Here is an 11,925-nt window from a genome sequence, read left to right as displayed (position 1 = left end):
TAACCGCTTGGCGGCCTGTCAGAAATGACAAAGCCACCCGAAGGTGGCTTTGTCCAGAACGTCATCAATCAAAAATCAATGCGCTTTGCCGGTTTTGTAGAAATGCTCGAAGCAGAAGTTGGTGGCCTGGATGTAGCCCTCGGCACCACCGCAGTCGAAGCGCTCACCCTTGAACTTGTAGGCGAGCACGTTGCCTTCTGCAGCCTGCTTCATCAGCGCGTCGGTAATCTGGATCTCGCCGCCTTTGCCCGGCTCGGTCTGCTCGATTTTCTCGAAGATATCCGGCGTCAGAATGTAGCGGCCGATGATGGCCAGGTTAGACGGCGCATCTTCAGGCTTTGGCTTTTCAACCATGTTGGTCACGCGGAACAGGCCAGGCTTGATCTCTTCACCCGCGATCACGCCGTACTTGTTGGTTTCCAGCGGATCAACTTCCTGAATGGCGATGATCGAGCAACCATAATGCTTGTGCAGCTTGACCATCTGCGCCAGCACGCCGTCACCGTCAGGGTTGACACACAAGTCATCCGCCAGAACTACGGCAAACGCTTCGTTACCGATCAGCGGACGACCACTGAGGATCGCGTGGCCCAAGCCCTTCATTTCAGTCTGACGGGTGTAAGAGAAGCTGCACTCGTCGATCAGTTTGCGGATACCGACCAGGTATTTCTCTTTGTCGGTGCCCTTGATCTGATGCTCAAGCTCGTAGCTGATGTCAAAGTGATCTTCCAGAGCGCGCTTGCCGCGGCCGGTCACGATGGAGATTTCAGTCAGACCAGCCGCAAGTGCTTCTTCAACACCGTATTGGATCAGCGGCTTGTTGACCACCGGCAGCATTTCCTTGGGCATGGCCTTGGTCGCTGGCAAAAAGCGAGTGCCGTAACCGGCTGCTGGGAACAAGCATTTCTTGATCATAAAAGTCCTTGATAAGGGCTGTTGGTGTTAACGGCGCAGTCTAATCAGGCGGCGGTCACGTTACAATGCCCCGCCTTTGGCCGTCTGATGCCTTCATAGAGGAATCCACGGGCAGATAGTTCCGCACTATTATTGATTTGCCACCAATCCCGCCAGCCGCCTGTATCCCGAATCACACGCTTGAATGACGTCCTGTCGCTCAGCGCACGGCTACAAAACAGCTGATAGGAATGTAAAACATGGCGGAACGATGGCACTGTACATCAGTCCAACGCTGCACTTGCTGATTTCCGGCCTTATCTTCATCTTCTCGAAGCGAAAAACATGATCAGAATCCTGTCCATAATTGCTGTGCTGGGCCTTACCGGCTGCGCAACCGCCTCTAACACCTACCTGAAAAATGGCAAACAGGGCCTGAGCATCGACTGCTCAGGTGAGGCGATGTCCTGGGCAAGCTGCTATGAAAAGGCAGACGCCTCTTGCGCGGGCACGGGGTATGAAATCGTCGGCACTGACGGCACCCCGCAACCGGCTGAAAGCGAAAAAACACTGGGCGTGGACGTCGGCAACTACAAGAGCCGCAGCGTACTGGTCGTGTGCAAATAAGTAGTCCGCAAACTAACGACGTGCCAATAAAAACGCATCAGGCAGACCCGACTTACAGCCCGACCCGCTTCGCTGGCCGGGCGCCTCTGACTGTTTGACCGTCAGCCGGAAATGCAGGCTTCAGCGGCGTTTTGCACATCCCTGAAGCGGATCGGCACGTTGGAAAGACGCTCATACACTTTGATGGTACTGCCACCTGAACGGCTCTCGACATCCAGCACGGCTGCCGGCGCCTTGCTGAGCTTTTGCGGAACAATGATGCGCAGACCGTCATGACGGGACTCGATCAGAGAAGGCTTGCGGCTGCTGCTGATCTTGCTGACGAAACAGTCAGTGTATTCCTTGGGGTTCTTGCCCGACATGACATTCATGGTCGGGGGGGTATGTTCGATATCGCTTACCGTTGCACAGCCGGTCATCGCCAGAGCCAAGACTACTACAGCCAGTTTCATACAAAGTCTCCCGAATAAAGGAGCTACGACAAGGCTGGTGACAATTAAATCCCCACACCGGCATTTTTTACCTGAAAGACTGCAAATTAATGATGCCCGGCGGCAAATCACGGGCACAGCATGCTATCGTTTTGATTTTTCAGAAAAAGCCCTGCTTCGGAGCCCCGGTCATGAAATTCGTACACCAGCGTGAGCATTTGAACGAGGACGATCTGGTCGTCATCACATGCTCGCAGACCTGCAATATTCGCCTGATGAACGATGCGAACTTTCGCAGCTTCAAGAACGGTGGCCGTCATACTTACCACGGCGGTGCATTCGATACTTTTCCGGCCAAGATCGCGGCACCCAGCACCGGTTTCTGGAACATTACCATTGACACTGCCGGACGCAAGGTCGATACCAACGCTGGTCGCAAGCCGCCGTTTACCCACGCCATCAAGATCGTCCGCCGCTCGACCTCTCAGTTGAGATGATGCAAGGAGTCACTGTGAACAATCCCGCCACGCGCACGACCAAATACGCGGTCAGCTATAAACTCAACGGTGAACGCCGTTTCGAATTCGCGCAGCTACAGTCCGCCTCGGTCGAAGAAGCCGAAGCCGCACTGAAAAAAATGCACGACCAGAGTGACGACCGGATTACCGACGTCAAGGTCAGCAAGGCGCTTTGATGACTCCTTGAAGGTGCTCGATCCATTATGCAGCGCAAAGGTGAAACACCTGCCAATCTCGATCTGTTTGCCGAGCAGGCGCCCCAACCGCGGCGCAACGAACAGATAGGGCCGGGATCATGGTTGCTCAGCGGTTTTGCGCTTGAGGTGATGGCGCCACTGCTGGCTGCCCTGGAAGAAACCGTTGCGCAATCCCCGTTCCGCCACATGCAAACGCCCAGCGGCCTGAACATGTCGGCCGCGCTCAGCAGTTGCGGGCAACTGGGCTGGATCACCGATCGCCACGGCTACCGTTACAGCGCAACAGACCCGCAAAACGGCAGGCCCTGGCCGGCGATGCCAGATGTTTTCATGCAATTGGCGCAAAATGCCGCGCGCGCTGCAGGCTATCCAGGCTTCATACCGGACGCATGCCTGATCAATCGCTACGTTCCCGGTGCCAAAATGTCATTGCATCAGGATCGTGACGAACACGACCATCAATGGCCTGTGGTTTCGGTATCACTGGGCATTCCGGCGATTTTTCAGTTCGGCGGCATGTTGCGCAGCGACAAACCCCAGCGTATCTCACTGTTTCACGGCGATGTCGTGGTCTGGGGTGGTGAGGACCGACTGCGCTTTCACGGTATTCTGCCGGTCAAGCAGGCCGGGCACCCGCTGCTGGGCGAGCAGCGCATCAACCTGACCTTTCGCAAAGCCGGTCGACACGACTGATCAAGTGGCGGCAAGCTCGGCAGACGTTCGCGTCAGCGCCGGGCACACGACCCGGTGCAGGTTCAATGCGGTATTGATGATGCCGATATGACTGAACGCCTGCGGGAAATTACCCAGCATGCGGCCATCTTTAGGATCATATTGCTCGGCCAGCAGGCCAACGTCGTTGCACAGGCCGCAGAGTCGCTCGAACAGCCTGGCAGCATCGTCAGCGCGCCCAAGCAGCACATAGGCGTCGGCCAGCCAGAACGAGCAGACCAGAAACGTGCCTTCACGCCCCGCTACCCCATCATCGCTGCGCTCGTTGTCATACCGCAGCAGCAAGCCATCCTGCATCAAGGTGCGCTCGATCCTCGCGACGGTGCCGATAACGCGCGGGTCTTCGGGCGGCAAAAAGCCGGTCAGGACAATCTGCAACAGACTGGCGTCAACCTCGGTCGCGCCATATGTCTGCACAAAACTGTTCAGGTCGGCATCAAAACCGTGACGACAGACGTCAGCATGAATCTCATCCGCCACCTGCCGGTAATGCTCGGCCAACGCGCGGTCTTCATCACTGTCAGCGGCTTGGGCGATTTGCTTGGCGTTGCGGTCGAACGCCACCCAGGCCATGACTTTCGAATGGGTGAAATGCCGCGGTTCGGAACGGATTTCCCAGATTCCGGCATCCGGCAGGTGCCAGATGGTTTCCAGATAGGGCATGACCACCTTGGAGATCGCCACACTGCGCGGGTGCGCCGGCATGCCGCTACGCAGCGCTTGAATCATGGCATCGGCAACTTCGCCGTAAACATCGAGCTGCACTTGGGTCGCAGCGCCATTGCCAACCCGCACCGGTTGCGAGTTCTCATAGCCGCTCAGCCAGGGCAACTCGTACTCCTGCAAACGCCGCTCGCCGCCTACGCCATACATGATCTGAATCTGTTCCGGGTTGCCGGCCACCGAACGCAACAGCCAGTCCCGCCAGGCTGTGGCCTCTTCGAAATAACCCAGATTCATGAACGCCAACAGGGTCATCGTTGCGTCGCGCAACCAGCAATACCGATAATCCCAATTACGCTCGCCACCCAATTGCTCGGGCAACGACGTCGTGACGGCGGCAACAATGCCCCCGGTCGGCGCGTAGGTCATGGCCTTGAGGGTGATCAACGAACGCTTGACCTGCCCGGTCCAGGGACCGACATCCGGACACCGATCAGAAAATTCACGCCAGTAGCTGACAGTGGTCTGAAGCGCTTTCTCGACATCGATATCCGCCAGCAACGGCTCATAGGACGCCTGATACGCCAAGGTAAAGACCTTGCGCTCGCCTTCAGCCACCTGAAACTGGCTGGCCGTGTGATGATCCTGAGGGTGCAACGGCACCGGGCTGCGCAAGACCAGCATTTCCGGGCCTGCCACTGCGGTGAGCGTATGCGCGTCCTTTTTCTCGACCCACGGCACGCTGCTGCCGTAGTCGAAACGAATGGCGAGGTCGACAGCGAATTCGACCTGCCCCTCCAGCCCGACCACGATACGCACCACATGGCCGCTGGTGTTCATGGGCATGAAATCGATCAGCATGGCGCGACCTTCGCGGGTCTCGAAGACTGTTTCAAGCACCAGCGTGCCTTCTCGATAGCGACGCTCGACTGCAATGACCTCGGCGGTCGGCGCAATCTTCCAGCGGCCGTGGTCACTGCTGCCTAGCAGCGCAGCAAAACAGGCGGTCGAATCGAAACGGGGAAAACACAACCAGTCCAGCGAACCGTCGCGAGCGACCAGCGCCGCAGTCTGACAATTGCCCAGCAACGCGTAGTCTTCGATCAATGCAGCCGTTCAGAAATGCCCGTCATGTTGCCCGTTATATTGATGGTGCACAGTGCCGCGCAGCGCCCATCACCGCGCCAGATCTGTTCAGGCCGGCAGGATATAGCGCTCGATAGCGCGAGCCACGCCGTCCTGTTCGTTGCTATCTGTAACATGGTCAGCCTGTCCCTTGACTGTCGGCTCGCCCTGCCCCATCGCAATCGATAACCCGGCCTTGCGAAACATCGCCACGTCATTGCCGCCATCGCCGATGGCGGCCGTGCGTGAAAGCTCGACGCCGAGGTAATCCGCGAGCGTTGCCAGCGCTGAACCCTTGTTGGCGTCCAGCGCGGTAACGTCCAGGTAATACTTTTGCGAACGCGCAGCCAGCGCAAGCCCGTCAATCATCGGGTTGAGCCGGGCTTCAAGGGTTTTGAGCAGTTCGAAGTCAGCGCTTGCCGCGACGATCTTGTCGACCCGGTCAAGATAAGGCTCGAAGCTCTCGACCTGGACATACTCGTAGCCAAGGGCATCACGCTCGTGATCGACATAATCCCCTGCCGGGTCGAGTAACAGCCACTGATCATCGGCAAAGACCCATATGGCAACCTTCTCGCCAGCAAACAGGTCAAGACAGGTTCGCACTGCAGCCTGGTCGATACGATGGGCGACCAGCAAGCTGCCATCGGCATGCGTGATGGTGCCGCCGTTGAACGCAACGGTCGGCAGATCGACGCCTAATGCTTCTATCACCTGACGCATGGCCCTCGGCGGGCGACTGCTGGCCAGTGTGAAATGGATGCCCGCCGCTCGCAGGCGCCCGATCGCGTCAATATTGGCCTGGCTAAGGCTGTGATCACGACGCAGCAACGTGCCGTCGATATCGGACATCACAAACTGCACGGGCAATGATGGGGCTTCAGACATTCAGTTCTCTCCATTCACGGCCGTCGCGGCTCAACAGCTCTTCACCGGCGTCGGGACCGTCCTTGCCGGCGGCGTACAGCTCCACTGCCGGTTGTCTGGCCCAGGCATCGAGGAACGGCTGCACGGCACGCCAGCCATTCTCGATGTTGTCGGCACGCTGAAACAGCGTTTGATCACCGGTCAGGCAATCGTAGATCAGCGTTTCATAGCCGGTCGAAGGCTGCATTTCGAAAAAGTCCTTGTAAGCGAAGCCCAAAGCAATGTCTTCCATGTCGAGCGTCGGGCCCGGGCGTTTGGCAAACAGATCGAACCACATGCCTTCGTTGGGCTGAATCTGAATCCGCAGGTAGTTGGGCTTGAGCCGGTCAACCTCGGTATCGCGAAACTGCGCATAGGGCGCGGGCTTGAAGCACATGGCGATTTCAGTGCTGCGGGCGCTCATGCGTTTGCCGGTGCGCAAATAGAACGGCACACCGACCCAGCGCCAATTGTCGACCATCACCTTGATTGCCACGTAGGTCTCGGTTGTGCTGTCAGCCGCAACGCGGTCTTCCTGGCGATAGCCGACGACTGTCTTGTCCCCGGCCGTCCCTTCCGCATACTGGCCGCGCACCGAATTGGCCAACGCCTCCGCCTCGCTCCACGGACGAATCGCGCCGACAACTTTGGCCTTCTCGCCACGCACAGCGTCAGCGCCGAAAGCCGCTGGCGGCTCCATCGCGACCATCGCCAACAGCTGAAACAGGTGGTTGGGGACCATGTCGCGCAGTGCGCCGGTGTTCTCATAAAAACTGCCACGTGTTTCAACGCCTACGGTTTCTGCCGCAGTGATCTGCACATGGTCGATGTAGTGATTGTTCCAGAACGACTCGAACAGACCGTTCGAGAAACGGCTGACCAGAATGTTCTGCACCGTCTCTTTGCCCAGATAGTGATCGATACGGTAGATCTGCTTTTCGCTCATCACCTTGAGCAGGCACTGATTGAGCTCGACGGCACTTGCCAGGTTGGAGCCAAACGGCTTTTCGATCACCACTCGCCGAAACCCGTCATCGGTCTCTTTCAACAGGCCCGATGCGCCAAGGCGCTGCGCCACTTCGCTGAAAAAGCGTGGCGCCGTGGCGAGATAAAACACCGCGTTCGCCGCGCCGGTACTCTTGATCTTGCTGTCGATGTCGCGGTAAGTCGAATCATCGAGAAAGTCGCCCTGCACATAGCTGATGCGCTCGGCCAGCTTGCTCCACAGTGCCGGATCAAGAGGTTCCTTGCCACCGCTGGCGACTTTGCCGGCAGCTTCTTCACGAATGAAGTTTTCCAGCTTTTTCGCGAAGTCGGCGTCGCTGATCGCGTTGTGATCGACCCCGACAATATGCAGACCTTCGTCCACCAGACCGTCGCGTGACAGGTTGTAAAGCGCCGGCATCAGCAGACGCTTGACCAGATCGCCATGGGCGCCGAACAGGAACAGGGTCGTGGGCGGCGCCACTTCCGGTGTCTGATTGGCGGTGCCACGCGACAGGCCCATTATTTAGGTTCCTTGTGGCCACCGAATCCGAAGCGCATCGCCGACAGCATCTTGTCTGCATACGAACTGGTCTGACGCGAACGAAAGCGTGCGAACAACGCGCTGGAGAGTACCGGGACCGGCACGGCCTGCTCGATGGCGGCCTCGATGGTCCAGCGCCCCTCACCACTGTCGGCAACCGAGCCGGAGAAAGCGTCCAGTTGCGGATCGGTGGCCAGCGCATCGGCGGCCAGGTCCAGCAGCCAGGACGAAACCACGCTGCCACGCCGCCAGACTTCGGCAATGTCGGCGGTATTCAGATCGAAACGCTGCTCAGGCGGCAGGTGTTCGGAATTCTTCTGCTTGAGAAGGTCAAAGCCCTCGGCGAATGCCTGCATCATGCCGTACTCGATACCATTGTGAATCATCTTCACGAAATGGCCGGAGCCCGCGGGGCCGGAATGAATATAGCCACGTTCGGCGCGATCATCGTCGGAGACGCGACCCTTGGTGCGCTCGATGGAACCCAGGCCGGGCGCCAGCGTTGCGAACAGCGGGTCGAGACGACGCACGATGGCGTCTTCACCACCGATCATCATGCAATAGCCACGCTCCAGCCCCCAGACGCCGCCGGAAGTGCCGACATCAACGTAGTGCAGACCTTTTTCGGTCAGCTCCTGAGCACGGCGAATGTCATCCTTATAAAAGGTGTTACCGCCATCGATGATCACATCATCGGCCTCGAGCACCTGGCTGAGCATCTGAATGGTGTCTTCGGTCGGAGCGCCTGCCGGGAGCATTACCCAGATAGCGCGGGGTTTCGCCAGAGCGGCGACCATTTCTGCCAGATCGGCGACGGCGGTCGCTCCGTCATTGGCCAGGGCGCTGCGTGATGCTTCATCACGGTCGTACACCACGGTAGTGTGACCATCCAGCATCAGACGCCGTGCGATATTGCCGCCCATGCGGCCCAGTCCAATAATCCCAAGTTGCATGAAGGTGCTCCTTAACTCGTAAAAAGGTGCCTCACCTGACTGACAGCGCTTCGACAGGTTATGAGCATGCAGGTTAGTCAAGCGAGGCGGAACGTCGGTTCCCTTATAGTCGATTCCCTATAAAGCAAGTGATGGCGTCAACGCCCTCAGTCGGTGCATTTTGGCGTGATCGGCGAGCACTCGCGACCATTAAAAATAAAAAAGTTCCAAAAAAGCGCAAAAGAATTCAGAATCGTAGCCGATAGAGAGGTAAGCAGCGGCACTCAGGGATTGAACGTCATTGCTCAGGACCTTTCTGAGGTTGAATCCGCCATTTGCGAGGTGAGCAATGGGCACTGTACTACCACCGGTTGCACCACAAACCCTGTATGTCACTATCCGTCGCGACGAGCTGCGTGCCTTGAAAGAAGGGCGCGAGCAGTTGCAGCGAAAGGTCGCCCATTTGAGCGGAATGCTGCAGCAAGCCCAGCTGTCTGCGCCCGGCGCAATGCTTCACGCCTGACAGCAACGTAAAAACGATTTAGACCGCACCGTGGCAAGCCCGATACGCTGGCTTGCCCGCTTGATCCGCCCTCCTCGATCGATCCGCCTTTATATAAACGCCTTTTCTCCAGGCCGAACCCGCGCACCCGGCAGATGCCCGTCATGCCCTTGAGTTCCGGCGCGCGATCAGAGCGCCTTCTGCCAGAACATCGCCCGGCCCATTTCCGGATTCAACTGATAACTGTCGAAGCCCATCTTCCTGTAAGCACCCTGCGCAACCTCATTACCCTCGAGCACTTCCAGTGTCAGCTTGCAGCAACCGCGCTGGCGTGCGATCTCTTCGACCTTGGTCAGCATCTTCTGGCTGATACCCAGACCCCGGTACTTTGAAATGACCGCCACGTCATGAATATTGACTAACGGCCGACAGGCAAACGTTGAAAACCCTTCGAAACAGTTGATCAGCCCTACCGGCTCACCGGAAACGAACGCCAGCACACTGAACGCGTGCGGGCGTTTTGCCAGCTCGATGGCCAATTGCTGACGAGTGTCGGCTGAAAGAGGCCGCCCCGTGCCCATGGCATCCAGTGAGTATTCATTCAGGACAAAACCGATTGCATCGGCATGCACGGGGTTTGTGTAGCTCGCTTGCAATACCAGTACCTCAGGGGCTTCCATTTCCATCCTCGTCAACTATTCAAAACAGCATGATTCAGTGAGGCCAGGGCGGTTCCCGTGGGCAGCACAAATCGATTCTATCCTGCCTCACCTTAAATTGTTTCAGCACGGATGTAGGAAATTTCCCATGATGCACGTAGACAGCGCTTCAAATGCACCGCGAAAAGGCGCATCGCACTGATTGAGATCGAAACGCGATATAACCAGGCATGCGGCAGCGTCAGGGAAGCGCCCGGAGACAGGATAGTCAAACGATCCGACGGCCGGTCATGCGCTGATAGCGTGCAGATTTTTGCCCCTTAAACGCGCAACGGCATAGCGGCAGGCGTCTGTAGCCGGCTGTCCGACGGGCGCAACGCCGCAGGCCAGACATTTGCGCATAAAAAAGTGGAAACTTCTCTAAAACACCTGGGTCAGGTGAATAGAGCATCTATGCTATTGGCTGACATCCGGTTATGGCGACATCACACCGCTTTGTCACTACGCATGATCCGAACGGGTATCGATCTTGCGTAGTGCACGTATGTGTACCCGGCCATAGGAAATGGCCAATAAAAATCAAGTGATGCACCAAAACTGTTTTAAGGGGAAAAACGATGATTAGCGCCGCTGTCAAAACCCAGAAGGGAGAGAGTTTTAACCAGCCGGTCGGCGAGCTGACTCATCTGCCGGTTTTTGCGACTACTAATTTACCTGTGTTGCAAATGCCGCCTGCATCGACCCAACAGACCATGTCTCAGGTCAACAGGCGCAAAGTGCTGTTCGTGACCTCCGAGCTGGCTGATCTGGTGAAAACCGGTGGGCTGGGCGATGTGTCCGCTGCGCTGCCACGCGCCATGCGTCATCTGCACGACGTCCGGGTTCTGATCCCCGGCTATCCGCAAGTTATCAATAGCGGTAACCCGATTCATATCATCAGTCAGCTGGGTGGCCATGCCGCGCTTCCACCATGCAAGGTGGGCCGCATGGACATGAAAGATGGCTTGGTGATTTACGTGCTGATCTGCCCTGAGCTGTATGAACGCGAAGGCACGCCGTATGCGGACAGCGAAGGCCGGGACTGGTCCGATAACCATATTCGATTCGCGCGCCTCGGCCTTGCCGCTGCAGAATTTGCCGCTGGCGAAGTGAAAAGCCAGTGGTGCCCCGAGCTGGTTCACGCCCACGACTGGCCAGCCGGCCTGGCGCCCGCCTACATGCGCTGGCGCGGGCAGTCCACGCCGAGCATCTTCACCATTCACAACCTTGCCTATCAAGGCACGGTCAGCACTGCGTCGAGTCGCGAGCTGGGCATTCCGGATGAAGCCATCCACCCGGAAGGCATGGAATTTTACGGCCAGTTGTCGTTCATCAAGGCCGGTATGGCTTATGCCAGCCACATCACCACAGTCAGCGCCACTTACGCTCGGGAAATCACCACACCGGAATTTGGCTGCGGGCTTGAGGGCTTTTTGCAGAGCAAGGCGAAGAAGGGCCAGCTGAGTGGCATTCCCAACGGCATCGATGAAAGCTGGGATGCAGCGACCGATGAACACCTCATCTGCCATTTCGCGCCAAACGAATGGACGCGCAAGGAGATCAATGCCGATCACGTCCGTGAACTGTTCGAACTGGATGAGTCCACCGGCCCGTTATTCGCGGTGGTTTCGCGTCTGGTTTATCAGAAGGGTCTGGATCTGACCATTGGTGTTGCCGAGCACATCGTCAACAGCGGCGGGCAGATTGCGATTATTGGTCGCGGCGAGCCCGAAGAAGAAGAGGCCATGCGTGAGCTGGCTGCGCGCTTCCCTGGCCGTATCGGCGTTCGTGTCGGTTTCAACGAGACCGATGCGCGGCGCATGTTCGCCGGCGGTGATTTCCTGCTGATGCCGTCGCGCTACGAGCCTTGCGGCTTGAGCCAGATGTATGCGCAGCGCTTCGGCTCGCTGCCGATTGCCCGCAATACCGGCGGCCTGGCTGACACCATCGAAGATGGCGTGACCGGCTTCCTGTTCAACGAATCCACGGTCGAAAGCTACATGGAAGCGCTGAACCGCGCCTTCAATGTGTTTTCCCACCCGGAATTATTCAACGCCATGCGCTGCCGCGCCATGGCCGCCCCGTTCAACTGGCACCAGGCAGTGGAGCCTTACGCAGAACTCTACCGCGACTTGCTGAAGAAAAACGTGGGCGTTTCGACTCATTACTAGG

At 57.8% G+C, this 11,925-nt stretch carries 13 protein-coding genes; 6 read left to right on the top strand and 7 right to left on the bottom strand.

What is annotated here, in order from left to right; translation table 11 throughout:
- Window positions 1-75: 75 nt before the first annotated feature.
- Window positions 76-915, bottom strand: coding sequence for a UTP--glucose-1-phosphate uridylyltransferase GalU (galU, locus tag BLT55_RS07240; RefSeq protein ID WP_007249370.1), 840 nt, complete (start codon window positions 913-915; stop codon window positions 76-78).
- Window positions 916-1,239: 324 nt separating this feature from the next.
- On the opposite strand from galU, the gene BLT55_RS07235 reads away from it, so the two are divergent.
- Entirely contained in the window at window positions 1,240-1,521 is a 282-nt protein-coding gene (locus tag BLT55_RS07235) for a hypothetical protein (protein WP_024673801.1), read from the top strand.
- Between the two features lie 101 nt (window positions 1,522-1,622).
- On the opposite strand, the gene BLT55_RS07230 is transcribed toward BLT55_RS07235, so the two are convergent.
- On the bottom strand, window positions 1,623-1,973 hold the full coding sequence (locus tag BLT55_RS07230) for a hypothetical protein (RefSeq protein ID WP_007249368.1): 351 nt from the start codon (window positions 1,971-1,973) through the stop codon (window positions 1,623-1,625).
- A 170-nt stretch (window positions 1,974-2,143) separates the two neighbouring features.
- Between BLT55_RS07230 and BLT55_RS07225 the strand changes: the two genes are divergently transcribed.
- From BLT55_RS07225 to alkB, 3 genes are read left to right on the top strand one after another with little or no spacing between them, the layout of a single operon-like run.
- Complete coding sequence (locus BLT55_RS07225; RefSeq protein WP_007249367.1) at window positions 2,144-2,449, top strand: DUF1883 domain-containing protein; 306 nt, start codon at window positions 2,144-2,146, stop codon at window positions 2,447-2,449.
- Window positions 2,450-2,463: 14 nt separating this feature from the next.
- Complete coding sequence (locus BLT55_RS07220; RefSeq protein WP_074800226.1) at window positions 2,464-2,646, top strand: hypothetical protein; 183 nt, start codon at window positions 2,464-2,466, stop codon at window positions 2,644-2,646.
- Window positions 2,647-2,673: 27 nt separating this feature from the next.
- Complete coding sequence (alkB, locus tag BLT55_RS07215; RefSeq protein ID WP_054999959.1) at window positions 2,674-3,360, top strand: DNA oxidative demethylase AlkB; 687 nt, start codon at window positions 2,674-2,676, stop codon at window positions 3,358-3,360.
- Here alkB and BLT55_RS07210 read toward each other — a convergent pair whose 3' ends face one another.
- The 4 genes from BLT55_RS07210 to gnd all read right to left on the bottom strand — a co-directional run bounded on the left by BLT55_RS07210 (window position 3,361) and on the right by gnd (window position 8,574).
- Window positions 3,361-5,169, bottom strand: a complete 1,809-nt coding sequence (locus tag BLT55_RS07210) for a glycoside hydrolase family 15 protein (RefSeq protein WP_054999958.1) — start codon at window positions 5,167-5,169, stop codon at window positions 3,361-3,363.
- An 87-nt stretch (window positions 5,170-5,256) separates the two neighbouring features.
- Window positions 5,257-6,075, bottom strand: a complete 819-nt coding sequence (locus tag BLT55_RS07205) for a Cof-type HAD-IIB family hydrolase (protein WP_007249363.1) — start codon at window positions 6,073-6,075, stop codon at window positions 5,257-5,259.
- Window positions 6,068-7,600: a glucose-6-phosphate dehydrogenase gene (zwf, locus tag BLT55_RS07200; protein ID WP_054999957.1), complete on the bottom strand. Its 1,533-nt coding sequence runs from the start codon at window positions 7,598-7,600 to the stop codon at window positions 6,068-6,070. The genes BLT55_RS07205 and zwf overlap by 8 nt, the downstream gene beginning before the upstream one ends.
- Window positions 7,600-8,574, bottom strand: coding sequence for a phosphogluconate dehydrogenase (NAD(+)-dependent, decarboxylating) (gnd, locus tag BLT55_RS07195; protein WP_054999956.1), 975 nt, complete (start codon window positions 8,572-8,574; stop codon window positions 7,600-7,602). Before gnd ends, zwf begins: the two co-directional genes overlap by 1 nt.
- Before the next feature lie 328 nt (window positions 8,575-8,902).
- Between gnd and BLT55_RS07190 the strand changes: the two genes are divergently transcribed.
- Window positions 8,903-9,076, top strand: coding sequence for a DUF6026 family protein (locus BLT55_RS07190; protein WP_074800223.1), 174 nt, complete (start codon window positions 8,903-8,905; stop codon window positions 9,074-9,076).
- A gap of 167 nt (window positions 9,077-9,243) precedes the next feature.
- Here BLT55_RS07190 and BLT55_RS07185 read toward each other — a convergent pair whose 3' ends face one another.
- Window positions 9,244-9,735, bottom strand: coding sequence for a GNAT family N-acetyltransferase (locus BLT55_RS07185; protein ID WP_054999955.1), 492 nt, complete (start codon window positions 9,733-9,735; stop codon window positions 9,244-9,246).
- A 596-nt stretch (window positions 9,736-10,331) separates the two neighbouring features.
- Here BLT55_RS07185 and glgA point away from each other — a divergent pair.
- The gene (gene glgA, locus BLT55_RS07180; protein ID WP_054999954.1) at window positions 10,332-11,924 is read left to right on the top strand and encodes a glycogen synthase GlgA; all 1,593 of its coding nucleotides are present in this window, start codon (window positions 10,332-10,334) and stop codon (window positions 11,922-11,924) included.
- The last annotated feature ends 1 nt before the right edge of the window (window position 11,925 follow it).

Origin of the sequence: Pseudomonas cannabina, from assembly GCF_900100365.1 — a bacterium.
Lineage (GTDB): Bacteria > Pseudomonadota > Gammaproteobacteria > Pseudomonadales > Pseudomonadaceae > Aquipseudomonas > Aquipseudomonas cannabina.
This window is presented reverse-complemented; position numbering and strand designations above follow the sequence as displayed.